Annotated in this window: 20 protein-coding genes and 1 pseudogene; 15 read left to right on the top strand and 6 right to left on the bottom strand. The window is 64.0% G+C overall.

Annotation, left to right across the window (positions count from 1 at the left end):
* Positions 1-138 precede the first annotated feature (138 nt).
* From ACF8SD_RS04840 to ACF8SD_RS04795, 10 genes and pseudogenes are all read left to right on the top strand, one after another.
* Entirely contained in the window at positions 139-2,364 is a 2,226-nt protein-coding gene (locus ACF8SD_RS04840) for an NADP-dependent isocitrate dehydrogenase (RefSeq protein WP_392483971.1), read from the top strand.
* Between the two features lie 194 nt (positions 2,365-2,558).
* On the top strand, positions 2,559-2,999 hold the full coding sequence (locus ACF8SD_RS04835; RefSeq protein ID WP_392483970.1) for an NUDIX hydrolase: 441 nt from the start codon (positions 2,559-2,561) through the stop codon (positions 2,997-2,999).
* A 59-nt stretch (positions 3,000-3,058) separates the two neighbouring features.
* Complete coding sequence (gene mnmA / locus ACF8SD_RS04830; protein ID WP_029887826.1) at positions 3,059-4,183, top strand: tRNA 2-thiouridine(34) synthase MnmA; 1,125 nt, start codon at positions 3,059-3,061, stop codon at positions 4,181-4,183.
* The gene (gene hflD, locus ACF8SD_RS04825) at positions 4,180-4,806 is read left to right on the top strand and encodes a high frequency lysogenization protein HflD (protein ID WP_144188000.1); all 627 of its coding nucleotides are present in this window, start codon (positions 4,180-4,182) and stop codon (positions 4,804-4,806) included. The genes mnmA and hflD overlap by 4 nt, the downstream gene beginning before the upstream one ends.
* Positions 4,807-5,021: 215 nt before the next feature.
* The gene (purB, locus tag ACF8SD_RS04820) at positions 5,022-6,392 is read left to right on the top strand and encodes an adenylosuccinate lyase (RefSeq protein WP_154211427.1); all 1,371 of its coding nucleotides are present in this window, start codon (positions 5,022-5,024) and stop codon (positions 6,390-6,392) included.
* An 81-nt stretch (positions 6,393-6,473) separates the two neighbouring features.
* Positions 6,474-7,640: a JmjC domain-containing protein gene (locus ACF8SD_RS04815; RefSeq protein ID WP_392483969.1), complete on the top strand. Its 1,167-nt coding sequence runs from the start codon at positions 6,474-6,476 to the stop codon at positions 7,638-7,640.
* Positions 7,633-8,061: a GNAT family N-acetyltransferase gene (locus tag ACF8SD_RS04810; RefSeq protein ID WP_173888339.1), complete on the top strand. Its 429-nt coding sequence runs from the start codon at positions 7,633-7,635 to the stop codon at positions 8,059-8,061. Before ACF8SD_RS04815 ends, ACF8SD_RS04810 begins: the two co-directional genes overlap by 8 nt.
* Before the next feature lie 167 nt (positions 8,062-8,228).
* Positions 8,229-10,187, top strand: a complete 1,959-nt coding sequence (locus tag ACF8SD_RS04805) for a DNA topoisomerase III (RefSeq protein ID WP_392483968.1) — start codon at positions 8,229-8,231, stop codon at positions 10,185-10,187.
* Positions 10,188-10,356: 169 nt separating this feature from the next.
* A pseudogene (locus tag ACF8SD_RS04800) lies at positions 10,357-11,181 on the top strand (alpha/beta fold hydrolase); the annotation flags it as partial.
* Positions 11,182-11,330: 149 nt separating this feature from the next.
* Positions 11,331-12,110 (top strand): TSUP family transporter, encoded by a 780-nt coding sequence (locus ACF8SD_RS04795; RefSeq protein ID WP_173888333.1) that lies wholly within the window; start codon positions 11,331-11,333, stop codon positions 12,108-12,110.
* On the opposite strand, the gene nudC is transcribed toward ACF8SD_RS04795, so the two are convergent.
* Positions 12,078-12,908, bottom strand: coding sequence for an NAD(+) diphosphatase (nudC, locus tag ACF8SD_RS04790; RefSeq protein ID WP_392483967.1), 831 nt, complete (start codon positions 12,906-12,908; stop codon positions 12,078-12,080). The two genes, ACF8SD_RS04795 and nudC, sit on opposite strands and share 33 nt — an antisense overlap.
* 35 nt (positions 12,909-12,943) lie before the next feature.
* Positions 12,944-13,756, bottom strand: coding sequence for a crotonase/enoyl-CoA hydratase family protein (locus ACF8SD_RS04785; protein WP_173888329.1), 813 nt, complete (start codon positions 13,754-13,756; stop codon positions 12,944-12,946).
* Positions 13,757-13,897: 141 nt separating this feature from the next.
* On the opposite strand from ACF8SD_RS04785, the gene ACF8SD_RS04780 reads away from it, so the two are divergent.
* Together ACF8SD_RS04780 and ACF8SD_RS04775 are read left to right on the top strand one after the other, a co-directional pair.
* Positions 13,898-14,443, top strand: coding sequence for a lipocalin family protein (locus ACF8SD_RS04780; protein WP_173888327.1), 546 nt, complete (start codon positions 13,898-13,900; stop codon positions 14,441-14,443).
* A gap of 119 nt (positions 14,444-14,562) precedes the next feature.
* Positions 14,563-15,522 carry a ribonuclease Z gene (locus ACF8SD_RS04775; RefSeq protein WP_392483966.1) on the top strand — a complete coding sequence of 320 codons (960 nt, stop codon included), beginning with the start codon at positions 14,563-14,565 and terminating at the stop codon, positions 15,520-15,522.
* A 221-nt stretch (positions 15,523-15,743) separates the two neighbouring features.
* Here the strand turns inward: ACF8SD_RS04775 and ACF8SD_RS04770 are convergent, their stop codons facing one another.
* Both ACF8SD_RS04770 and ACF8SD_RS04765 read right to left on the bottom strand, forming a co-directional pair.
* Positions 15,744-17,027 (bottom strand): Zn-dependent hydrolase, encoded by a 1,284-nt coding sequence (locus ACF8SD_RS04770; RefSeq protein WP_392483965.1) that lies wholly within the window; start codon positions 17,025-17,027, stop codon positions 15,744-15,746.
* A gap of 138 nt (positions 17,028-17,165) precedes the next feature.
* Positions 17,166-18,656, bottom strand: coding sequence for an NCS1 family nucleobase:cation symporter-1 (locus ACF8SD_RS04765; RefSeq protein ID WP_392483964.1), 1,491 nt, complete (start codon positions 18,654-18,656; stop codon positions 17,166-17,168).
* A 335-nt stretch (positions 18,657-18,991) separates the two neighbouring features.
* Here ACF8SD_RS04765 and hydA point away from each other — a divergent pair, with 335 nt between their 5' ends.
* The 3 genes from hydA (at position 18,992) to preA (ending at position 23,236) form a co-directional block, all read left to right on the top strand.
* Positions 18,992-20,431, top strand: coding sequence for a dihydropyrimidinase (gene hydA / locus ACF8SD_RS04760; protein ID WP_009683141.1), 1,440 nt, complete (start codon positions 18,992-18,994; stop codon positions 20,429-20,431).
* 163 nt (positions 20,432-20,594) lie between these two features.
* Positions 20,595-21,962: an NAD(P)-dependent oxidoreductase gene (locus ACF8SD_RS04755; protein WP_392483963.1), complete on the top strand. Its 1,368-nt coding sequence runs from the start codon at positions 20,595-20,597 to the stop codon at positions 21,960-21,962.
* Positions 21,962-23,236, top strand: a complete 1,275-nt coding sequence (preA, locus tag ACF8SD_RS04750; RefSeq protein ID WP_054911519.1) for an NAD-dependent dihydropyrimidine dehydrogenase subunit PreA — start codon at positions 21,962-21,964, stop codon at positions 23,234-23,236. Before ACF8SD_RS04755 ends, preA begins: the two co-directional genes overlap by 1 nt.
* A 76-nt stretch (positions 23,237-23,312) precedes the next feature.
* On the opposite strand, the gene ACF8SD_RS04745 is transcribed toward preA, so the two are convergent.
* The gene (locus ACF8SD_RS04745) at positions 23,313-23,933 is read right to left on the bottom strand and encodes a TetR/AcrR family transcriptional regulator (protein ID WP_173888316.1); all 621 of its coding nucleotides are present in this window, start codon (positions 23,931-23,933) and stop codon (positions 23,313-23,315) included.
* Entirely contained in the window at positions 23,933-24,289 is a 357-nt protein-coding gene (locus tag ACF8SD_RS04740) for a VOC family protein (RefSeq protein ID WP_173888314.1), read from the bottom strand. Before ACF8SD_RS04740 ends, ACF8SD_RS04745 begins: the two co-directional genes overlap by 1 nt.
* Positions 24,290-24,335 lie beyond the last annotated feature (46 nt).

The raw sequence follows: 24,335 nt of genomic DNA, 5'->3' as shown, positions 1-24,335 counted from the left end.
CACTTGACGCTCGACTGATGCATCCACCATCACCGCTCGCAGCTTCTCGACTTTCCGCTCATGGCTTGCCAGGGCGATGCGCCTTACCCTGCGCACCACGAGACTCGAGCACGCTCAGCACACAGAGAGTTAACCCGCATGCCCACCCGTTCCAAGATCATCTATACCTTCACCGACGAAGCCCCTGCCCTCGCCACCTACTCGCTGCTGCCGATCATCGAAGCGTTCACCGCTTCGGCTGACATCGCTGTCGAAACTCGCGACATCTCCCTGGCTGGCCGTATCCTTGCCGCCTTCCCGGAGCAACTGGGCGCAGAGAAGCAAGTAGGCGATCACCTGGCGGAACTGGGCCAGCTGGCTACCACCCCCGAAGCCAACATCATCAAGCTGCCGAACATCAGCGCCTCAGTACCGCAGCTCAAAGCCGCGATCAAGGAGCTGCAAGGCAAGGGCTACAACATCCCTGACTACGCCGACGAGCCGGCCACCGAGCAAGAGAAAGAATCCCGCGCCCGCTACGACCGCATCAAAGGTTCGGCCGTGAACCCGGTCCTGCGTGAAGGCAACTCCGACCGCCGCGCACCGCTGTCGGTCAAGAACTACGCGCGCAAGCACCCGCACAAGATGGGCGCCTGGGCCGCCGACTCCAAGTCGCACGTCGCCCACATGACCCAAGGCGACTTCTACGGCAGCGAAAAGGCTGCACTGATCGAAGCTGACGACAGCGTACGTATCGAACTGGTCGGCAAAGACGGCAGCACCACCGTGCTGAAGGAAAAGACCGCGGTCAAGGCTGCCGAAGTCATCGACTGCGCAACCATGAGCCGCAAGGCCCTGAAGGCCTTCATCGCCGAGCAGATCGCCGATGCCAAGGCCGCCGGCGTGCTGCTGTCGGTACACCTGAAAGCCACCATGATGAAGGTCTCCGACCCGATCATGTTCGGCGTCATCGTCGAAGAGTTCTACAACGACGTGCTGGCCAAGCACGCCGCCGCCCTGGCCGAAGTGGGCTTCAACGCCAACAACGGCATCGGCGACCTGTACGCCCGCATCAAGGACCTGCCAGCTGACAAGCAGGCCGAGATCGAAGCCGATATCCAGGCCCTGTACGCCCAGCGCCCGGCCCTGGCCATGGTCAACTCCGACAAGGGCATCACCAACCTGCACGTACCGAGCGACGTGATCGTCGACGCCTCGATGCCGGCCATGATCCGTGACTCGGGCAAGATGTGGAACACCGCTGGCGAGCTGCAAGACGCCAAGGCAGTGATCCCGGACCGTTGCTACGCCGGCATCTACCAGGCCACCATCGAAGACTGCAAGGCCAACGGCGCCTTCGACCCTACCACCATGGGCAGCGTGCCGAACGTTGGCCTGATGGCGCAGAAAGCCGAAGAGTACGGTTCCCACGACAAGACCTTCCAGGTCAAGGCCGACGGCGTGGTTCGCGTGGTCGACAGCAAGGGCAACGTGGTTCTGGAGCAGAACGTCGAGGCCGGTGACATCTTCCGCATGTGCCAGACCAAGGATGCGCCGATCCAGGACTGGGTCAAGCTGGCCGTCAACCGTGCCCGCCTGAGCAACACCCCAGCGGTGTTCTGGCTGGACCCGGCCCGTGCCCACGACGGCGTGATGATCGAGAAGGTGCAAAAGTACCTGAAGGATCACGACACCACCGGCCTGGACATTCGTGTCATGGCCCCGGTCGACGCCATCAAGTTCTCCCTGGCCCGCATTCGCGAAGGCAAGGACACCATCTCGGTTACCGGTAACGTACTGCGCGACTACCTGACCGACCTGTTCCCGATCATGGAACTGGGCACCAGCGCCAAGATGCTGTCGATCGTGCCGCTGATGAGCGGCGGCGGCCTGTTCGAAACCGGCGCCGGCGGTTCGGCACCCAAGCACGTGCAGCAGCTGGTCGAAGAGAACTTCCTGCGTTGGGACTCGCTGGGTGAATTCCTGGCCCTGGCCGCTTCCCTGGAGCACCTGGGCAACACCTACGACAACCCGCGCGCCAAGGTTCTGGCCAGCACCCTGGACCAGGCAACCGGCAAGTTCCTCGACACCAACAAGTCGCCATCGCGCAAGGTCGGCGGTATCGACAACCGCGGCAGCCACTTCTACCTGACCCTGTACTGGGCCCAGGCCCTGGCTGCACAGAGCGACGACGCCGCCCTGCAGGCACGCTTCGCCCCACTGGCCAAGACCCTGACCGAGAACGAGGAGACCATCGTCGCCGAGCTCAACGCCGTTCAGGGCAAGCCAGCCGACATCGGTGGCTACTACGCCCCGGATGCCGAGCTGACCGCCAAGGTGATGCGCCCAAGCCAGACCCTGAACAGCGCCATCGCCGCCCTGTAAGGCCCGCTTGACGTAACCGCACAAACCCCGGCCACGCACCGGGGTTTGTGCTTTTTCAGCTGCAAGTTTCGAGCTACAAGCTACAAGCCACAAGCCACAAGTCGAAGCGGTACGCGGTCGCTTCAACTTGCTACTTGCTACTTGCTACTTGCTACTTGCTACTTGCTACTTGCTACTTAGGGAGAGCATCGACCGTGTCTTGGCAACCCCACATCACCGTCGCCACCATCGTCGAGCAGGACGGCAAATTCCTGTTCGTCGAAGAATTCAAAGCCAACCGGCACGTCTTCAACCAGCCCGCCGGGCACCTGGAAGCCAACGAGACCCTACCCCAGGCCGCCCTGCGCGAAACCCTGGAAGAAACCGCCTGGGAAGTCGAGCTCACCGGCGTGGTCGGCATCTACCTGTACACCGCGCCTAGCAACGGCGTGACCTACCAGCGCATCTGTTTTGCCGCCCGCCCCGTGCGTCACCATGCCGACCTGGCCCTGGACAGCGACATCGTCCGCGCTGTCTGGCTGACCCGCGAAGAGCTGCTGGCCGACCCCACCCGCTGGCGCAGCGAGCTGGTGCCGCGCTGCCTGAACGACTACCTTGCAGGCCCGCTGCACAGCCTTGAACTGCTGCGCGACTGACGTGGCGCCGCGGCTTTGATAGAATCGGCGTTTTTCCCCCTTGATACACACCGGTACCCATGACCAGCCCAGCACTCAAAGACCCCGCCAAGACCCGCGTCATCGTCGGCATGTCCGGCGGCGTGGACTCTTCCGTCTCCGCCCTTCTGCTCATCGAGCAGGGCTACCAGGTGGAAGGGCTGTTCATGAAGAACTGGGAAGAAGACGACGGCACCGAATACTGCACCGCCCGTGAAGACCTGGCCGACGCCCAGGCCGTGTGCGACCGCATCGGTATCAAGCTGCACACCGCCAACTTCGCCGCCGAGTACTGGGACAACGTGTTCGAGCACTTCCTCGAAGAGTACAAGGCCGGCCGCACGCCCAACCCGGACATCCTCTGCAACCGCGAAATCAAGTTCAAGGCGTTCCTCGACTACGCCCTGTCGCTGGGTGCAGACCTGATTGCCACCGGCCACTATGTACGCCGTCGCGACACCGGCGCCGTTACCGAACTGCTCAAAGGCCTGGATCCGAACAAGGACCAGAGCTACTTCCTGCACGCCGTTGGCGGCAAGGAAATCGCCCGCACGCTGTTCCCGGTGGGCGAACTGGAAAAACCCGAGGTCCGCGCCATCGCCGAAAAACACGGTCTGGCCACCGCCAAGAAAAAGGACTCCACCGGCATCTGCTTTATTGGTGAACGCCGCTTCAGCGACTTCCTCAAGCAGTACCTGCCCGCCCAGCCAGGCAACATCGAAACCACCGAAGGCGAGGTGATCGGCCGCCACCATGGCCTGATGTACCACACCATCGGCCAGCGCCAGGGCCTGGGTATCGGCGGCCTGAAGGACGCCGGTGACGAGCCCTGGTACGTGCTGCACAAAGACCTGACCCGCAACGTGCTGGTGGTCGGCCAGGGCAACGAACACCCCTGGTTGTTCTCCCGCGCCCTGCTCGCGTCGGAAATCTTCTGGGTCAACCCGGTGGACCTGAGCAGCCCGCGCCAGCTCACCGCCAAGGTACGCTACCGGCAGAGCGACCAGCGCTGCACCCTGGCGCTGACCGACGGCGGCTACCGTGCCGTGTTCGACGAGCCCCAGCGCGCCGTGACGCCGGGCCAATCAGTGGTGTTCTATGATGGCGAAGTGTGCCTGGGTGGCGGCGTGATCGAGGCGGCCGAGCCGTGGAGCCCGCGGGCATGAGCACACTGCGCGAGCAATTGATTGCCCTGGGCGGCGTATTCCAGGCAGCCGTGCTGGTTGACCGCATCGCCCGCACCGGCCAGGCCAGCGAGGCCAACATCGGCTGCATGCTGGGCAGCTTGCTGGTACGCGACCCCAAAGACACCCTGGAAGTGTTCGGCGGCGACGACCTGAACCTGCGCGATGGCTATCGCGCGCTGGTCGGCGCCCTGGAACGCGACCCCAGCAGCCTGCAGCGCGAGCCCCTGCGCTACGCCTTGTCTATGCTGGGCCTCGAGCGCCAGCTGAACAAGCGTGGCGACCTGCTCGACACCATCGGCAACCGCCTGCCACAAATCCAGTCGCAGGCCGATCACTTCGGCCTGGTTCACGAAAATGTCATCGCTTCCAGCGGAGCCTTGTACCAGGACACCCTGAGCACCCTGCGCCAGCGCATCCAGGTACACGGCGACATGCGCTTCCTGCAGCAGGCCAGCAACGCCTCGAAAATCCGCGCCCTGCTGCTCGCCGGCATCCGCGCCGCGCGCCTGTGGCGCCAGCTGGGCGGGCACCGCTGGCAACTGGTGTTCAGCCGGCGCAAACTGCTGAACGAGCTGTACGACATGATGCGCAGCCCCAACTGACGGGCTGGGCAGCCCCTTGTGGGAGCGGGCATGCCCGCGAAGCAAGCGACGCGGTGTATGGCACCGGCTACGCCGGTGTTCGCGGGCATGCCCGCTCCCACAGGGCCCCCGACCAGATCCGAATTGGGCCGACCTTTGGTCAGCCACCCGACCCAGGCGCATTTTTCATGTATGATATGCGCCCTTCCAAAAGCCTGACTGTCCGAGAACACCCCATGCAGCTTTCTTCGCTCACTGCGGTTTCCCCTGTAGACGGCCGTTACGCCGGCAAAACCCAGGCCTTGCGCCCCATCTTCAGCGAATTCGGCCTGATCCGTTTCCGCGCCCTGGTCGAAGTGCGCTGGTTGCAGCGCCTGGCCGCCCACCCGCAAATCGGCGAAGTGCCGGCGTTCTCCGCCGAGGCCAACGCCCTGCTGGACACCCTGGCCAGCGATTTCAAGCTTGAGCACGCCGAGCGCGTCAAGGAAATCGAGCGAACCACCAACCACGACGTCAAGGCGATCGAATACCTGCTCAAGGAGCAGGCCGCCCAGCTGCCTGAGCTGGCCAAGGTCAGCGAGTTCATTCACTTCGCCTGCACCAGCGAGGACATCAACAACTTGTCCCACGCCCTGATGCTGCGCGCTGGCCGTGACGACGTGCTGCTGCCGCTGATGCGCCAGATCGCCGAGGCCATTCGTACCCTGGCCCACGCTCACGCCGACGTGCCGATGCTGTCGCGCACCCACGGCCAGCCGGCTTCGCCGACCACCCTGGGCAAGGAACTGGCCAACGTCGTGTACCGCCTGGAGCGCCAGATCGCCCAGGTTGCCGCCGTACCGCTGCTGGGCAAGATCAACGGCGCCGTGGGCAACTACAACGCCCACCTGTCGGCCTACTCGCAGATCGACTGGGAAGCCAACGCCCGTGCCTTCATCGAAGACGAGCTGGGCCTGCAGTTCAACCCGTACACCACCCAGATCGAGCCGCACGACTACATCGCCGAACTGTTCGACGCCATCGCCCGCTTCAACACCATCCTGATCGACTTCGACCGTGACGTATGGGGTTACATTTCGCTGGGCTACTTCAAGCAGAAGACCGTCGCCGGCGAAATCGGCTCGTCGACCATGCCGCACAAGGTCAACCCGATCGACTTCGAAAACTCCGAAGGCAACCTGGGCATCGCCAACGCCCTGTTCCAGCACCTGGCCAGCAAACTGCCGATCTCGCGCTGGCAGCGTGACCTGACCGACTCCACCGTGCTGCGCAACCTGGGTGTGGGTTTCGCCCACAGCGTCATTGCCTACGAAGCCAGCCTGAAAGGCATCGGCAAGCTGGAAGTGAACGAAGCCCGCATCGCCGCCGACCTGGACGCCTGCTGGGAAGTGCTGGCCGAACCGATCCAGACCGTGATGCGCCGCTTCAACATCGAAAACCCCTACGAAAAGCTCAAAGAGCTGACCCGTGGCAAGGGCATCACCCCACAAGCGCTGCTGACCTTCATCGACGGCCTGGACATGCCAGCCGAAGCCAAGGCCGAGCTCAAGCTGCTGACCCCTGCTACCTACATCGGTAACGCGGCAGCCCAGGCCAAACGCGTCTAAGCGGACCGCCGCGTATAACGCCCGGCCTGGCCGGGCGTTTTTATTCCCGTACGAAAATTACGTTTTTTCAATAGGTTGAACATGAATCCTGATACTCCACTGCAGCTGCTCGGCGGCATCTCGGCCCGCGAATTCATGCGCGACTACTGGCAGAAAAAGCCGCTGCTGGTGCGCCAGGCCTTCCCGGACTTCATCAGCCCGATCGACCCCGACGAGCTGGCTGGCCTGGCCCTGGAAGAAGAAGTCGAGTCGCGTATCGTGCTGGAGCATGGCGCCCACCCGTGGGAACTGCGCCGTGGCCCGTTCACCGAAGACACCTTCGCCGAGCTGCCGGAAAAAGACTGGACGCTGCTGGTACAGGCCGTCGACCAGTTCGTTCCCGAAGTCGCCGAGCTGCTGGAGAACTTCCGCTTCCTGCCCAGCTGGCGCATCGACGACGTGATGATCAGCTTCGCTGCCCCTGGTGGCAGCGTTGGCCCGCACTTCGACAACTACGACGTGTTCCTGTTGCAGGGCCACGGCCAGCGCAACTGGAGGGTCGGCCAGATGTGCAGCAGCGACAGCGCGCTGCTGGAGCATGCCGACCTGCGTATCCTGGCCGAGTTCGAGCAGGGCGAAGAATGGACCCTGGAGCCAGGTGACATGCTGTACCTGCCACCACGCCTGGCCCACTACGGTGTTGCCGTGGACGAGTGCCTGACCTACTCGGTTGGCTTCCGTGCCCCTAGCGCCGCCGAAGTACTTACCCACTTCACCGACTTCCTCGGCCAGTTCCTGCCCGACGAAGAACGCTACAGCGACGCCGACGCCGAGCCTGCCAGCGACCCGCACCAGATCCAGCATGACGCCCTCGACCGCCTCAAGGCACTGCTCGACAAGCACATGAACGACAAGGACCTGCTGCTGACCTGGTTTGGCCAGTTCATGACAGAACCGCGCTACCCGGAACAGATCGTCGGTGAAGAGCTCAGCGAAGAGGAACTGATCGATGCGCTGGAACAAGGCGCCATCCTGATCCGCAACCCGAGCGCCCGCCTGGCCTGGTCGGAATTCGAAGACGACCTGCTGCTGTTCGCCAGCGGCCGCAGCTGCCCACTGCCTGGCAAGCTGCGCGAGCTGCTGAAACTGGTGTGCGCGGCCGACGCCCTGCACATCGACAACCTCGGCGAATGGCTGCAGGATGAAGATGGCCTTATGCTGGTACAGCAGCTGGTGAAACAAGGAAGCCTGGGATTCGCCAATGAATAAGATCCGTGTGCGCCTCGCCGACTGGCACAAGGACAACGCCGACATCCGCCGTATCCGTGAAGCGGTGTTCATCGCCGAACAGCACGTGCCGCCGGAGCTGGAATGGGACTCGGACGATCCGACCGCCGTGCACTTCCTGGCCCTGGAAGGCGACTATCCGATCGGCACCGCCCGCCTGCTGCCCGATGGCACCATCGGCCGGGTCTCGGTATTGAAGGACTGGCGCGGGCTGAAGGTGGGTGACGCACTGATGAATGCGGTGATTGTCGAAGCGCAGAACCGTGACCTGAAGCAGCAGATGCTCAGCGCCCAGGTACACGCCACGCCGTTCTACGAGCGGCTGGGCTTTCGCGTAGTCAGCGAAGAGTTCCTCGAAGCCGGCATTCCGCACGTTGACATGGTGCGCGACTCGCGCCCCTGACTCATAGCCTTTACCGGCCTCTTCGCGGGTAACCCGCGAAGAGGCCGGCGCAGGCCGGTGACATGCTCACTCACAAAAAGCTGTACATCCATCCAGATAAAACTTGCCTCCGCGCCCCTGCTTGCGCATCCTAGTGCTCATCATTCCCCGATGAAGCGTTCCCGGCCATGCGCCTGTTCCTCTGCGAAAAACCCTCCCAGGCAAAAGACATCGCCAAAGTGCTCGGCGCCACCCGCAAGGGCGACGGCTGCTGGCAAGGCACCGACGTCTGCGTAACCTGGTGCATCGGCCACCTGCTGGAAACCGCCCCGCCCGACAGCTACGACGAACGCTACAAGCGCTGGAACCTGGCCGACCTGCCGATCATCCCTGACCAGTGGAAGATGCTGGTCAAACCCAAGACCGCCAGCCAGTTCAAGGCAGTCAAGCGCCTGCTGGGCGAAGCGCGGGAACTGGTGATCGCCACCGACGCCGATCGTGAAGGCGAAATGATCGCCCGCGAACTGGTCGAACATTGCCGCTACCGTGGCCCGGTGCAGCGCCTGTGGCTGTCGGCGCTGGACGACGCCTCCATCCGCAAGGCCTTGGCGCGCCTGCTGCCCGGCCACGAAACCTTCAACCTGTACCACTCGGCGCTGGGCCGTTCCCGCGCCGACTGGCTGATCGGCATGAACATGAGCCGGCTGTTCACCCTGCTGGGCCGGCAATCCGGGTACCAGGGCGTGCTGCCAGTGGGCCGGGTGCAAACGCCCACCCTGCGCCTGGTGGTTGACCGCGACCGCAGCATCGCGAACTTCGTGCCGGTGCCGTTCTGGGCTATCGACGTGCAGTTGGAACACGCCGGCCAGGGTTTCAACGCGCAATGGCGGGCGCCGGAAGACGCCTGTGACGACCAGGGGCGCTGCCTGAACCAGGCACTGGCGCAACGAGCGGCTGCCGATATCGGCCAGGCCGCCACTGCAAGGGCCATGAAGGTGGCCACCGAGCGCGTGCGCGAAGCAGCACCATTGCCCTTCGACCTCGGTACCCTGCAAGAGCTGTGCTCGAAAAAATTCGGCCTCGGCGCCCAGGAAACCCTCGACATCGCCCAGGCGCTGTACGAAACCCATAAGCTGATCACCTACCCGCGCAGCGACTGTGGCTATCTGCCGCAAAGCCAGCACGCCGAGGCAGCAGCCATCCTCGCCGCCCTGCAACGGGCCGATGCCAGCCTGGCGCCCCTGCAGCCCTACCTTGAGCCGCAACGCCGCTCGCGGGCCTGGAACGACGCCAAGGTCAGTGCCCACCACGGCATCATCCCCACTGCCGCTGCCAGCGACCCGGCGCGCCTGCCAGCCAAGTACAAGGCGGTGTACACGCTGATCCGCGCCCGCTACCTGGCGCAGTTCCTGCCCAACCACGAGTATGACCGCACCCAGGCCGACTTCGACTGCGCGGGCCATGCCCTGCGCGCGGTGGGCAAGCAGATCGTCGAACCGGGCTGGCGCCGCGCGCTACCCGAGGCGCTGACCCCAACCAAGGGCCGTGAGGCACCACCCGCCCAGGTACTGCCAGTGCTGCGCGAAGGCCAGGACTGCGACGTGCAGGGCCTGCAGCTGAAAGACCTATGGACCCAGCCGCCCAAGCCGTTTACCGAAGGCGACCTGATCAAGGCGATGAAGAACGTGGCCAAGCTGGTCGACGACCCACGGCTGAAACAGAAGCTCAAGGAAACCACCGGTATCGGCACCGAAGCCACCCGCGCCAGCATTATCCAAGGCCTGCTCGATCGCGGTTATCTGGTGAAGAACGGCAAGGCACTGTCGGCCACGCCTGCCGCGTTCAGCCTGATCGACGCCGTACCGCGCGCCATCGCTGACCCAGGCACCACGGCCATCTGGGAGCAGGCGCTGGACATGGTGCAGAGCGGCGAGATGAGCCTGGAAGACTTCGTCGCCCGGCAGTCGGCATGGATGGGCAAGCTGGTGGAGCGTTGCCAGGGTATGCGCATGACCATCAGCGGGCCCGCAGTCGGGGCGGCACCCCCTTGGAAGAAGAAGCGCCGGGGTAGCGGGAGAAGCAAAGCGGCCGGGGGCAAAGCAGCGGCGGGCAAACCAAGGCAGCCGCGGAAAAAAGCGGCAACCTGAATGTTTGCAGTGCCAGTACCGGCCTCTTCGCGGCTAAAGCCGCTCCCACCTGCGGGAGCTGGCTTGCCGGCGATGAGCCCCGCACAGGCAGCACAACTTCCCGCTACTCGCCAAAATCTCTCCTAACCTCAATAGCTCCCATCGGTTCCTGCGCACAGGAGACACGAACATGAGCTATGTAACCACGAAGGACGGCGTACAAATCTTCTACAAAGACTGGGGCCCGCGCGATGCGCCCGTCATTCACTTCCACCACGGCTGGCCGCTGAGCGCCGACGACTGGGACGCACAGATGCTGTTCTTCCTCGCCCAGGGTTACCGCGTGGTAGCCCACGACCGCCGTGGCCATGGGCGCTCCAGCCAGGTATGGGACGGCCACGACATGGACCACTACGCCGACGATGTGGCGGCCGTGGTCACCCACCTGGGCACCCAGGGTGCCGTGCATGTCGGCCACTCGACCGGCGGCGGCGAAGTGGTGCGCTACATGGCGCGTCACCCTGAAGGCAAGGTGACCAAGGCCGTGCTGATAGCTGCCGTACCACCGCTGATGGTGCAAACCCCAACCAACCCGGGCGGCCTGCCCAAGTCAGTGTTCGACGGCTTCCAGGCCCAGGTGGCCAGCAACCGTGCGCAGTTCTACCGGGATGTGCCGGCGGGGCCGTTCTATGGCTACAACCGCCCCGGTGTTGAAGCCAGTGAAGGCATTATCAACAATTGGTGGCGCCAGGGCATGATCGGCAGCGCCAAAGCTCATTACGACGGTATCGTGGCCTTTTCCCAGACCGACTTTACCGAGGATTTGAAAGGCATCCAGCAGCCCGTACTGGTAATGCACGGCGATGATGACCAGATCGTGCCGTATGAAAACGCCGGGCCGCTGTCGGCAAAGCTGTTACCCAATGGCACGCTGAAGACCTACAAGGGCTACCCGCATGGCATGCCGACTACCCATGCCGATGTGATCAATGCGGATTTGCTGGCGTTCATCCGCAGCTACTGGCGACACAGTTATCTTCTCTGCAGGGTTGGTTTGAAACAAGTACGCGGCCTGAAACACTGACAGCCTTAGGGACGAGGGATTACCATGCTCGTTTATCTGTCCTTTTGCCGCACCCCCGGCCCTTCAGCTTGAAGCCTCCCATGCCCTTCGAACTCACCGTAGAACCCCTCACCCTGCTGATCCTGGCCCTGGTCGCCTTCGTCGCCGGTTTCATCGATGCCATCGCCGGCGGGGGCGGCCTACTCACCACCCCAGCACTGCTCACTGCCGGCATGCCGCCGCACCTGGTGCTGGGCACCAACAAGCTCAGCTCCACCTTCGGCTCGGCCACGGCCGGCTTTACCTACTACAAGCGCAAGCTGTTCCACCCCGCGCAGTGGCGCCCGGCGCTGTTCGCCACGCTGGTGGGCGCATTGATCGGGGCGATCGTGGCCCATTACATGCCAGCCGAATGGCTGAACAAGATGCTGCCGGTCATCGTCTTCGCCTGCGGCGTGTACCTACTGTTCGGCGGAACGCCCAAGGCACCGCTGGACGCCGATGCCCCGATCAGGAAGAAATGGCAGATGCCCCAAGGCTTCACCTTGGGCTTCTACGATGGCGTGGCCGGCCCGGGCACCGGGGCGTTCTGGACCGTCAGCACCCTGCTGCTTTACCCCATCGACCTGGTTCGCGCCAGCGGCGTGGCGCGCAGCATGAATTTCGTCAGCAACATCGCGGCGCTGACGGTGTTCATCATTTCCGGGCAGGTCGACTATATCGTCGGCCTGTGCATGGGCCTGTCGGTGATGGTCGGTGCCTTCTTTGGCGCACGCACGGCGATCAGCGGCGGCAGCAAGTTCATCCGCCCGGTGTTCATCACCGTGGTGCTGGCGTTGACCGTGCGCCTAGCGTGGCAGCACTGGTTCGGGCAGGCCTAAGCGGCGAGCGACATAGAGGTCAATCAGGTAGCGCGCAATAGAGCGCCCAGCCGGCAGCGGCGGCAAGTCATGGACGCTGAACCACTGGGCGTCCTCGATCTCGTCCGGCTGCATGACGATCTCGCCACCCGCGTATTCAGCATGGAAGCCCAGCATCATCGAGTGCGGGAACGGCCAGCACTGGCTGCCAACGTACTGGATGTTCTGCACCTCCACCGCCACTTCTTCACGCACTTCGCGCACCAGGCAGTCCTCGGCCGACTCGCCCGGCTCGGCAAAGCCTGCCAGGGTGCTGTACACCCCCGTGACGAAGCGCGGCGAGCGTGCCAACAGGATTTCGTCGCCACGGGTCACCAGCACGATCATGCTCGGCGAAATGCGCGGGTAGCTGCGTAGATCGCACCGCTGGCAGTACATCGCACGCTCCCAGCGGATTTGAGTCATCGCCTGGCCGCAGCTGCCGCAGAAACGGTGCTCGCGAGCCCAGGTGCCGATCTGCGCGGCATAACCCAGAACCTTGTAGGTGTCGAAGTCGCCCTCCAGCATGAACGCGCGCAGGCCGCGCCAGTTGCAACCGGGCACGTCGCTGGCAGCGCGCAGTTCCAGCAGGAATACAGGCTCGCCGTCGAAGTGGCCAATGCCGTGTTCGCACAGCACATCCAGGCCCTGGCGCTTGAGCCAGTCACGAGGGAACAGCGCGCCGTTGGCGTCGTGCAGAAACCCTTCCGGGCTGCGCGCCACGGCCAGCCCGCCAGTGATCTGTGGGTCGAGTACTGCGGTAGTCCAGCGTGCTGACATCTCGGGTTTCCTTTACTGCGCGTGCGCCGGCCCGGTCAGTCGGCGAACGTCGGTTTCTGTTTGCTCATGTGCGCGGCCACGGCCACGCGCAGGTCTTCGGACTGCAGCATCGCGGCGTTCCACGTGGCGATGTAGTCCAGGCCATCGTCGATGCGGTGGTCGCGCATGTAGCTGAGCATTTCCTTGGTGCCCGCCACCGCGATCGGCGATTTTGCAGCAATCTGGCGGGCGATGGCAAAAACCCCGTCCAGCAGCGCGGCGTGGTCACCATAGACCCGGTTCACCAGGCCAATGCGCAGCGCCTCGTCAGCGGCGACATTACGCCCGGTGAACGCCAGCTCACGCATCATGCCGTCGCCGATGATATGTGGCAAACGTTGCAGCGTGCCGACGTCGGCGGCCATGCCCATGTCGATTTCCTTGATCGAGAATTGCGCGTCACTGCTGCAGTAGCGCATGTCGCAAGCCGAGATCAGGTCGATGGCGCCACCGATGCAATAGCCCTGCACCGCCGCCAGCACCGGTTTACGGCAACTGTCCACGGCGGTGAACGAGGCTTGCAGCCGCTGTATGGTCTTGCGCAGGAACCGCGCATTGCGGCCCACGTCCTTGCCCATCTCCCCGGCCAGCGAGGCCAGCATCATCAGGTCGATACCGGCCGAGAAGTGCTTGCCGGCACCGCTGATGACCACCGCACGCACGGCGTCTGTGTCGTCGACCCACTGGAAGATATCGACGATCTCTTCCCAGAAGGCCGCGTTCATCGCGTTGACCTTTTCCGGGCGGTTGATCTGAACGTGGGCGATGCTATCGGTCAGCTCGACCTTGAATGCGGTGTATTCGGTCACGAACGGAACTCCTAGGGTTGGATGGTTCACCATCGTGGATGGTAACCCAGCTGGACCAGACAATGGTTTGCACATACAACTTTTGCCCCGCCGCGGGATCGAACCCCAGGTAAGCCCTCATCCGTTTCAAGGAGATCAACCATGGCGCTACGCACCACGCTGCTGCTTTCCTGCATGACCCTTGCCTTGCTCGGCTGCGCCGGCAACGACCACCCTGCACCGCCGCGCACCCAACAGGTGGACCTGCAGCGCTACCAGGGCACCTGGTACGAACTGGCGCGGCTGCCGATGTTCTTCCAGCGTAATTGCGTACAGTCCGAGGCTCATTATGGGCTACGCGCCGATGGCCGTATCGACGTGACCAACCGCTGCAAGGAAAAGGATGGTGAGGTGAACGAAGCCAAAGGCATCGCTGAAGCCCAGCAGCCGGGTAGTACCGACAAATTGTGGGTGCGCTTCGACAACTGGTTCAGCCGCCTGGCCCCTGGCCTGACCAAGGGCGAGTACTGGGTGCTGTACCACGACAAGGATTACCGCGTGGCGCTGGTCGGCCACCCCAACCGTGAGTACCTGTGGCTGCTTTCGCGCACCCCTGCGGTCACCGACCAGCAGCGCGAACAGTTGCTGAACATTGCCCGCGAGCAAGGCTACGACACCAGCAAGCTGATCTGGCGGCAGGCTGACTAACCGACAATCGACGGTCTGCGGCAACCCGGCTAAGGTGTGCGGCGTTGTTCGTCTCGAAGGAACGAGGCCCTGCGTATTGCGCGAGTTTGCGCGACTGGACTGGCCCAAGGAGCCGCAACATGGACCTGCTGTTTCTCGGTACCTCCGCCGGGGTGCCCACCAAAGCCCGCAACGTCAGCGCCACCGCCGTAGTCGAAGCCAGTGGTAGCCACTGGTACCTGGTCGACTGCGGCGAGGGCACCCAGCACCGACTGTTGCACACGCCGCTGTCGGTTCGCGACCTGCAGGCGGTTTTCATTACCCACGTTCATGGTGACCATTGCTTCGGCCTCCCCGGGCTGCTCGCCAGTGCTGGCATGAGTGGCCGTAGCCAACCGCTGGATATTGTCTTGCCTGCCGCGCTGCACGGCTGGCTGCGCCAAGGCCTGGCCGCCAGTGATACCTTCCTGCCGTTCGAGCTGCGCCTGCTGGCCGTGGAAGATTGGCAGGGCTGGCGCAACCAGACCCTGCAGGTGACAGCGGTGCGCTTGTCGCACCGGGTACCGAGCGTAGGTTTCGTGTTTACCGAAACCAACCCCGCCCCCCGCCTGGACATCCTGCGCCTGGAGGCTGAGGGCATACCGCGTGGCTCGATGTGGGGCGAGCTGGCCAAGGGGCGTACCGTGCAATTCGGCGAGCAGCTGTTGCATGGCAATGAATACCTGCGTGGCTCGCGCCCGCCCCGGCGGGTTATCGTGTGTGGTGACAATGACAACCCGCAATTGCTCGCCGACGCCGCCCGAGGCGCCGATGTGCTGGTGCATGAGGCAACCTTCACGCAGGCGGTGGTGGAGCGGACCGGGGTCACCTTTGGCCACAGCACCGCGGCGGCGGTGGCGCGCTTTGCCGAGGCGGCAGGCGTGCGCAACCTGGTGCTGACGCACTTCAGTGCCCGCTATCAGAGCGACCCAAGGCGCAGCCCGAGCATCAACGACGTGCGTGATGAGGCGCTGGCGCACTACCGCGGCCGGCTGGTGCTGGCCCGGGACCTGCAGCGCTATCACATTGGCCGTGACGGCTACCTGGAACCAGCCCTGTAGGAGATAACACAGCACTACGGACTGCGCTGTCGCGCAGAGACCTGAATTCGTAAGCGCGACGCGGCCTGTGTGGGAGCGGGCGCGCCCGCGAAGAATCCAGCGCGGTGGCTGGCACCGGCTACGCCGGTGTTCGCGGGTGAACCCGCTCCTACAAACGGACGGAGTGGCTCCGCCGATCTATGGCCAAACACGACCAGTGAAGGAGCCGCCCTTACCCCTGATCAGGCTGCCAGGCGGCCGCTGGCAATGGCCTGCGAAGCAGCCAGCATCGCCCGCAACAACACCGCACACCCCGCCGCCAGGTCACCGGGTGCGGCGTTTTCAATCTCGTTGTGGCTGATGCCGTTCTCGCACGGAACGAAAATCATCCCCGCCGGCCCCAGCTCGGCGAGAAAGATCGCGTCATGCCCTGCCCCGCTGACGATGTCCATGTGCGGCAACCCCAGTGCCTTGGCCGAATCGCGCACGGCATCGACACAGCCCTTGTCAAAGTACAATGCCGGGAAGTCCGCCGTGGGCACCAGTTCGTGGCTCAGGCCATGCTTGGCACAGGTGGCCTCGATGACCTCTCGCACCTCGGCGATCATCGCATCCAGTTGTTCGCCCTCAAGGTGGCGGAAGTCCAGGGTCATGCGCACTTCGCCCGGGATTACGTTGCGTGAGCCCGGGTAGGCCTGCAAGCAACCCACCGTGCCGCAGGCATGCGGCTGGTGGCCGAAGGCTGTGCGGTTGACCGCTTCGACCACCGCGGCGGCACCCACCAGGGCATCCTTGCGCAGGTGCATGGGGGTGGGGCCGGCATGGGCTTCGACACCGCGCAGGGTCAGGTCGAACCACTTCTGGCCAAGGGCACCAAGGACCACCCCAATGGTCTTGGCCTGGTCCTCGAGTATCGGCCCTTGCTCGATGTGCGCTTCGAAATATGCCCCCACCGGGTGCCCGAGCACCGCACGTGGGCCGGCGTAGCCGATGGCATTCAACGCCTCGCCCACACTGGTGCCCTGGGCATCGCGCTTGGCCAGGGTTTCTTCCAGGGTGAACTTGCCGGCGAACACACCCGACCCCATCATGCAGGGGGCAAAGCGCGAACCTTCTTCGTTGGTCCACACCACCACCTCCAGCGGTGCTTCGGTTTCCACGCCCAGGTCGTTGAGGGTACGGAGCACTTCCAGCCCGGCCATCACGCCGAAACAGCCGTCGAACTTGCCGCCAGTGGGCTGGGTATCGATATGGCTGCCGGTCATCACCGGTGGCAGCTTGGGGTTACGCCCAGGGCGACGGGCGAAGATATTGCCCACGGCATCGACGCTGACCGTGCAACCGGCCGCCTCACACCACTGCACGAACAAATCACGGGCCTGGCGGTCGAGGTCGGTCAGGGCCAGGCGGCAGACACCACCCTTGGGCGTGGCGCCGAGGCGGGCCAGGTCCATCAGCGATTGCCAGAGGCGGGCACTGTCGATGTGGTGGGCGGTGGTCTTGAGAATGTCTTGGAAAGGGGTCACGGGTTTCTCCTTCAGGCTTTTTTGTCGTCTGTTCGGGCCTCTTCGCGGGCATGCCCGCTCCCACCAGATCGCCACAGGTTTGCAGTACTGCGCAGTACCTGTGGGAGCGGGCACGCCCGCGAAGAAGCAGACACGGTCTCAGGGCAAGGGCTTGACCAGCCGCGCCGGGCTGCGCGCCGCCAAGCCAGCGAACACGCAGTACAACGCCGCCCCCAGCAGTGAGCCGGTGAACCAGCCATAGTCGTAGAACCAGCTGAAGCTGCTGTTGCCGATCGCCAGCACCGTCAACCCCACGGGCAGCACGAAGGCGGCGAAGCCGGCCCAGTTCCACGCCGGGTACACGTCGTCGCGGTACAGCCCGGCCAGGTCCAGCTTTTGCCGGCGGATCAGGAAGTAATCCACCACCATGATCCCGGCTATCGGCCCGAGCAGGCTGGAGTAGCCCAGCAACCAATTGGAGTACACGCTTTCCAGGCTCAGGTCGGACACGATCCAGCCCAGTTTCTTCAGCAACTCGTGGCCCATCAGCGCCAGGCCGATGAAGCCGGTCAGCCACACCGCACGGCTACGCCCGATCAGGCGCGGGGCAATGTTCTGGAAGTCGTTGGTCGGCGACACGATGTTCGCCGCAGTGTTGGTCGACAGCGTGGCGATCACGATCAGCGCCATGGCCAGGGCGACCCAGAACGGGCTGTGGATCTTGCCGATCAGGCTGACCGGGTCGGACACCGTTTCGCCCACCAGCGACGCCGAGGCCGCAGTCAGCACCACACCCAAGGCCGCGAACAGGAACATGGTCAGCGGCAGGCCAAAGATCTGCCCGAGGATCTGGTCCTTCTGGCTGCGGGCATAACGGCTGAAATCGGGGATGTTCAGCGACAGCGTGGCCCAGAAGCCGACCATGGCCGTGAGCCCAGCGCAGAAGTAGCTGACCACGCTGGCGTCTTCAGGGCGTTTGGGCGGTTGCGCCAGCAGTTCGGTCATCGACATGTGTGGCAAGGCCCACACCAGCAGGCCCAGCCCAACGGCCACCAGCAGCGGCGCCGAAAGCGTTTCCAGCCACTTGATCGACTCGGCGCCGCGCAGTACCACCCACAGGTTCAGGCACCAGAAGATCATGAACCCGATCACCTCGCCGACACCGCCCAAGGCCTTCCACCCGTCGAACACCGAACCCAGGAACAGGTGGATAGCCAGCCCGCCGAACAGGGTCTGGATGCCGAACCAGCCACAGGCCACCACGGCGCGAATCAAGCACGGTACGTTGGAGCCCAGAATGCCGAACGACGAGCGCAGCAGCACCGGAAACGGGATGCCGTACTTGGTGCCGGGAAACGCGTTGAGGGTCAGCGGGATCAGCACGATGAGGTTGGCCAGCAGAATCGCCAGCAACGCCTCGCCGACGCTGAGGCCAAAGTAGGCTGTGAGCACGCCGCCGAGGGTGTAGGTTGGCACGCAGATGGACATGCCTACCCACAGGGCCGTGATATGCCATTTGTTCCAGGTGCGCTGGTGCACCTTGGTCGGGGCGATGTCGTGGTTGTAGCGCGGGCTGTCGAGAACATCACTGCCCTCGGCCAGCTCGAACAGGCCATCCTGCTCGACCACTTGCGATCTGCTCTGTTGCATGGGCCTTTCTCCAGACTTTTTCTAGTTGTCTGCTCATCGGGCTAATTCGATGGCCGGAGTACACACGCGTCTAAGTGCCTTAGAAATCTCGACCAATTTTCTATCTTGTCAAGTTAGTCAAAAACCCTGAAAGCCCCGAGCTAGGCGGGATCGAAATATTTAATTCATGCAAATCAACGACTTAAAGACCACCAAATAAATAGGAAATTTTCTTGCTGAATTCAGGATCAGCATCTAGCCTCGAATCTTGTCAGGTATGACAGGATTAAACCCCTGCCCTGCTCCCGAAAATTCCAAGAACCGGCCAAGACCGGTCAGCCTGCGAGGTAAACGGCATGTCCCTGTTGATCCGTGGCGCCACCGTTGTTACCCACGAAGAGAGTTACCCCGCCGATGTGCTGTGTGCCGATGGCCTGATCCGAGCAGTCGGGCCTGGCCTGGAAGCGCCGACCGATTGCGAGATCCTCGACGGCAGCGGGCAATACCTGATGCCGGGTGGCATCGACCCGCACACCCATATGCAATTGCCGTTCATGGGCACCGTGGCCAGTGAAGACTTCTTCAGCGGTACCGCCGCCGGCCTGGCGGGCGGCACCACATCGATCATCGACTTCGTCATTCCCAACCCGCAGCAGTCACTGCTGGAGGCCTTTCACACCTGGCGCGGCTGGGCCCAGAAAAGTGCCAGCGACTATGGCTTCCACGTCGCCGTCACCTGGTGGAGCGAGCAGGTGGCCGAGGAGATGGGCGAACTGGTGGCCAAGCATGGGGTGAACAGCTTCAAGCACTTCATGGCCTACAAGAACGCCATCATGGCGGCCGACGACACCTTGGTGGCCAGCTTCGAGCGCTGCCTGCAGCTAGGTGCAGTGCCCACCGTGCATGCCGAAAATGGCGAGCTGGTGTTCCACCTGCAGAAAAAGCTGCTGGCACAGGGCCTGACCGGGCCGGAAGCGCACCCCCTGTCGCGCCCTTCGCAGGTTGAAGGCGAGGCGGCCAGCCGCGCTATCCGCATTGCCGAAACCCTCGGTACACCGCTGTACCTGGTGCACATTTCCAGCCGCGAGGCGCTGGATGAAATCGCCTATGCGCGAGCCAAGGGCCAACCGGTTTACGGCGAAGTGCTGCCTGGCCACTTGCTGCTGGACGACAGTGTCTATCGTGACCCGGACTGGGCCACAGCCGCCGGCTATGTCATGAGCCCGCCGTTCCGCCCGCGCGAGCACCAGGAAGCGCTGTGGCGCGGGCTGCAGGCGGGCAACCTGCACACCACCGCCACCGACCACTGCTGCTTCTGCGCCGAACAGAAAGCCATGGGCCGGGATGACTTCAGCCGCATCCCCAATGGCACCGCCGGCATCGAAGACCGCATGGCGGTGCTGTGGGATGCCGGGGTCAACAGCGGGCGCCTGTCGATGCACGAGTTCGTGGCACTGACCTCTACCAACACGGCGAAGATCTTCAACCTGTTCCCACGCAAGGGCGCCATCCGCGTTGGGGCCGATGCCGACCTGGTGCTATGGGACCCGCAAGGCACACGCACCATCTCGGCCCAGACCCACCACCAGCGGGTGGACTTCAACATCTTCGAAGGCCGCACTGTACGTGGCGTCCCCAGCCACACCATCAGCCAGGGCAAAGTGGTCTGGGCTGATGGCGACCTGCGCGCCGAGGCGGGCGCGGGGCGCTATGTGGAGCGGCCGGCGTATCCGTCGGTGTATGAGGTGCTGGAGCGTCGGGCCGACCAGCAGCGGCCGACGCCCGTTCAGCGCTGAAGCCATTGGGGCTGCTGCGCAGCCCATCGCGACACAAGGCCGCTCCTACAGGAATGCGCGGTCCCTTGTAGGAGCGGCCTTGCGTCGCGATGGGCCGCACAGCGGCCCCCGATCCCACCACAACAGCTGTCGCCTGAACCAAAAAAATAGAGAGGCTACAACCGTGATCGACGCCCTGAACCATTTGCCGCGCCCCCGGGCCGGCGCCGACCAATTGGCCGAGTGCTTCAGCGACCTGGCCCCACCCCTCACCGCGCGCCAGGCCGCCGTGGAAAGCGCCCGCTGCCTTTATTGCTACGACGCCCCCTGCGTCAACGCGTGCCCCAGCGAAATCGACATCCCGTCATTCATCCACCGCATCAGCGACGAGAACCTGCAAGGCGCTGCCGAACGGATTCTGTCGGCCAACATTCTCGGCGGCAGCTGCGCCCGCGTCTGCCCGACCGAAATCCTGTGCCAGCAAGCGTGTGTGCGCAACAACGCGCAGGAATGCGCCCCGGTACTGATCGGCCAGTTGCAGCGCTATGCCCTGGACAATGCCCGGTTCAGCGAACACCCGTTCCAGCGTTCACCGGCCACGGGCAAGCGCATTGCGGTGGTCGGCGCTGGCCCTGCGGGGCTGGCCTGCGCGCATCGGCTGGCCATGCATGGCCATGACGTGGTGGTGTTCGAAGCCTGTGACAAGCCAGGTGGCCTCAATGAATACGGCATCGCCCGCTACAAGCTGGTGGACGATTATGCCCAGCGGGAAGTGGCATTCCTGCTGGGCATCGGCGGTATCGAGCTGCGCCATGGCCAGCGCCTGGGGGGCAACCTCAGCCTGGGCGAACTGCGCGAACAATACGATGCGGTGTTCCTTGGCCTGGGCCTGAATGCCGTGCGCCAGCTGGGGCTGGCCGATGAAGAGGCCCCCGGCCTGCTCGCCGCCACCGCTTACATCCGCGAGTTGCGCCAGGCAGACGACCTCAGCCAACTGCCGCTGGCCGAGCGCTGCCTGGTGATCGGCGCTGGCAACACCGCCATCGACATGGCAGTGCAAATGAGCCGCCTAGGTGCACGCGACGTCAACCTGGTGTACCGCCGTGGCCACGCCGACATGGGGGCCACCGGGCACGAACAGGACATCGCCAAGGCCAACCAGGTGCGCTTGCACACCTGGGCCCGCCCCGACAGCGTGCTGCTGGATGACACCGGCAACGTGCGCGGCATGCGCTTTGCCCGCACAGCCTTGGTCGACGGCCGCCTGCGCGACACCGGCGAAACCTTTGAACTGGCCGCCGACGCCATCTTCAAGGCCATCGGCCAGCGTTTCGACGACAGCAGCCTCGCCGACCCTGTGGCCGCACAACTGGCCCGCGACGGTGAGCGTATTCGCGTTGACGTGAACATGCAGACCAGCCTGCCAGGGGTATACGCCGGTGGCGACTGCACCGCGCTGGGCCAGGACCTCACCGTTCAGGCCGTACAACACGGCAAAGTGGCCGCCGAAGCCATCCATGCCCAACTCATGCTCAACGTGGAGGCAGCGTAATGGCCGACTTGTCTATCGTGTTCGCCGGAATCAAGGCCCCCAACCCGTTCTGGCTGGCGTCCGCGCCGCCCACCGACAAAGCCTACAACGTGGTCCGCGCCTTTGAAGCCGGCTGGGGTGGCGTGGTGTGGAAGACCCTTGGCGAAGACCCGGCCGCGGTCAACGTCTCGTCGCGCTACTCGGCCCATTACGGCGCCAACCGCCAGGTGCAGGGCATCAACAACATCGAACTGATCACCGACCGTTCACTGGAAATCAACCTGCGCGAAATCACCCAGGTGAAGAAGGACTGGCCCGACCGCGCGTTGATCGTGTCGCTGATGGTGCCGTGCGAGGAAGCGTCGTGGAAGTTCATCCTGCCGCTGGTGGAAGCCACCGGCGCCGATGGCATCGAGCTGAACTTCGGCTGCCCGCACGGCATGCCGGAGCGCGGCATGGGCGCGGCGGTCGGCCAGGTGCCGGAGTACGTGGAAATGGTCACCCGCTGGTGCAAGCAGCACTGCTCGCTGCCGGTGATCGTCAAGCTGACGCCGAACATCACCGACATCCGCCAATCGGCACGGGCTGCGCATCGCGGCGGGGCCGATGCAGTGTCGCTGATCAACACCATCAACTCGATCACCAGCGTCGACCTTGACCGCATGGTCGCCCACCCCATCGTCGGTGACCAGAGCACCCATGGCGGTTACTGTGGCTCGGCGGTGAAGCCGATCGCCCTGAACATGGTCGCGGAGATTGCCCGTGACCCGGCCACCCATGGCCTGCCGATTTGCGGCATCGGCGGCATCGGCAACTGGCGCGACGCGGCCGAATTCATGGCGCTGGGCAGCGGCGCGGTGCAGGTGTGCACGGCGGCCATGCTGCATGGCTTTCGCATCGTCGAAGACATGAAAGACGGCCTGGCCCGCTGGATGGACCAGCACGGCCACGCCAACATCGAGGCGTTCCGGGGCCAGGCGGTAGGGCATACCACCGACTGGAAGTACCTGGACATCAACTACAAGTCGGTGGCGCATATCGACCAGCAAGCCTGCATCGGTTGCGGTCGCTGCCACATCGCCTGCGAGGACACCTCGCACCAGGCCATCGCCAGTACGCTGAAGGCAGACGGTACGCATGCCTACAGCGTGATCGAGGAAGAATGTGTGGGCTGCAACCTGTGCCAGATCACCTGCCCGGTGGAGAACTGCATCGACATGCAGGCGCAGGACACCGGCAAGCCTTACCTGAACTGGACCCAGGACCCGCGCAACCCCTACCGCGAAGCGAGCTGATGTAGACCGGCGCCCGCCGTACTGGCACGGCCTTTTTGTTGGCAGCAAAAAGACCGTGCGCGGCAGGCATGGCCGGTCACGGCTCCAGGCCAATCCCCCGCAGGATCACACTGGTCACCGTTTGCACCGCACTTTCGAACGCCAGGTCCGACAGTTCATCGCCGCCGTTGAGCAACTGCACCTGGTAACCGAAGTCGGCGTAATGCTGGGTCGAGGCCCAGATCATGTACAGCAGCGCCGAGGGCTCGACCGGCAGAATGCGCCCTTCCTCCACCCAGCGGCGGATCTTCGCCTCCTTCAGCTTGGCCCACGGCACCAGGCTGTCATCCAGGTTGCCCCCCAGCACCGGTGCCCCATGCAGCATTTCCTCGGCCCAGATCTTCGAGCCTAGCGGCCGTGACCGCGAATGCCCCATTTTCGCGCGGATGTAGCTGGTCAGGACCACCCGTGGGTCGTCGAAATTCTCGAAACACAGCGCGTCCTGCTTCCACACGTCCAGCAGGTCCTGCAGCACCGCGCGGAACAACTCGTCCTTGGTGCTGAAGTAGTAATGCAGGTTGGAACGCGGCAGTTCAGCCTGCTCGGCGATATCGCCCATGGAGGTCGCGCCGTAGCCTTTTTCGGCGAACACCTTTTCCGCCGCTTGCAGGATCTTGCCAACGTTGCGCCGGCGAATTTCGATCTTGTGATTGGCCATCAGGCTTGAGCCGTCCACACCGCCAGTTCATAACCGTCCGGGTCAATGAAATGGAAACGCCGCCCACCGGGGAAGGCAAAGGTCGCGCGGCTGATACTGCCCCCCGCCGCGGTCACGCGCTGCTGCGTGGCTTGCAGGTCATCGGCGTAAAGGATTACCAGCGCGCCCCCCGGGCGTACCGGCTCCCCCGTGGTAAAGCCGCCCGTGAGGCGGCCATCGCTGAATTCGCTGTAGGTTGGGCCGTAGTCGGTGAAGCGCCAGCCGAAAACATGCCCATAGAACGCCTTGCTGCGCGCGATGTCGCTGACATTGAACTCGATGTTGTCGATCTGCCGATCCGAACCGCGGATACCCATGTACGCTCCTTGCCGAATGAGATTTGACCTAGTCTACCCCGCTCGC

The organism is Pseudomonas sp. CJQ_9 (assembly GCF_043106615.1).
GTDB classification, from domain to species: Bacteria; Pseudomonadota; Gammaproteobacteria; order Pseudomonadales; family Pseudomonadaceae; genus Aquipseudomonas; species Aquipseudomonas juntendi.
This window is presented reverse-complemented; position numbering and strand designations above follow the sequence as displayed.

What these genes read in the sequence shown, in the direction of transcription:
- nudC (WP_392483967.1), bottom strand. Translation starts at nt 12,908, where the DNA reads ATGTCAGCACGCTGGACTACCGCAGTACTCGACCCACAGATCACTGGC.
- ACF8SD_RS04780 (WP_173888327.1), top strand. Translation starts at nt 13,898, where the DNA reads ATGGCGCTACGCACCACGCTGCTGCTTTCCTGCATGACCCTTGCCTTG.
- purB (WP_154211427.1), top strand. Translation starts at nt 5,022, where the DNA reads ATGCAGCTTTCTTCGCTCACTGCGGTTTCCCCTGTAGACGGCCGTTAC.
- preA (WP_054911519.1), top strand. Translation starts at nt 21,962, where the DNA reads ATGGCCGACTTGTCTATCGTGTTCGCCGGAATCAAGGCCCCCAACCCG.
- ACF8SD_RS04810 (WP_173888339.1), top strand. Translation starts at nt 7,633, where the DNA reads ATGAATAAGATCCGTGTGCGCCTCGCCGACTGGCACAAGGACAACGCC.
- hydA (WP_009683141.1), top strand. Translation starts at nt 18,992, where the DNA reads ATGTCCCTGTTGATCCGTGGCGCCACCGTTGTTACCCACGAAGAGAGT.
- ACF8SD_RS04775 (WP_392483966.1), top strand. Translation starts at nt 14,563, where the DNA reads ATGGACCTGCTGTTTCTCGGTACCTCCGCCGGGGTGCCCACCAAAGCC.
- mnmA (WP_029887826.1), top strand. Translation starts at nt 3,059, where the DNA reads ATGACCAGCCCAGCACTCAAAGACCCCGCCAAGACCCGCGTCATCGTC.
- hflD (WP_144188000.1), top strand. Translation starts at nt 4,180, where the DNA reads ATGAGCACACTGCGCGAGCAATTGATTGCCCTGGGCGGCGTATTCCAG.
- ACF8SD_RS04805 (WP_392483968.1), top strand. Translation starts at nt 8,229, where the DNA reads ATGCGCCTGTTCCTCTGCGAAAAACCCTCCCAGGCAAAAGACATCGCC.
- ACF8SD_RS04815 (WP_392483969.1), top strand. Translation starts at nt 6,474, where the DNA reads ATGAATCCTGATACTCCACTGCAGCTGCTCGGCGGCATCTCGGCCCGC.
- ACF8SD_RS04795 (WP_173888333.1), top strand. Translation starts at nt 11,331, where the DNA reads ATGCCCTTCGAACTCACCGTAGAACCCCTCACCCTGCTGATCCTGGCC.
- ACF8SD_RS04765 (WP_392483964.1), bottom strand. Translation starts at nt 18,656, where the DNA reads ATGCAACAGAGCAGATCGCAAGTGGTCGAGCAGGATGGCCTGTTCGAG.
- ACF8SD_RS04840 (WP_392483971.1), top strand. Translation starts at nt 139, where the DNA reads ATGCCCACCCGTTCCAAGATCATCTATACCTTCACCGACGAAGCCCCT.
- ACF8SD_RS04745 (WP_173888316.1), bottom strand. Translation starts at nt 23,933, where the DNA reads ATGGCCAATCACAAGATCGAAATTCGCCGGCGCAACGTTGGCAAGATC.
- ACF8SD_RS04740 (WP_173888314.1), bottom strand. Translation starts at nt 24,289, where the DNA reads ATGGGTATCCGCGGTTCGGATCGGCAGATCGACAACATCGAGTTCAAT.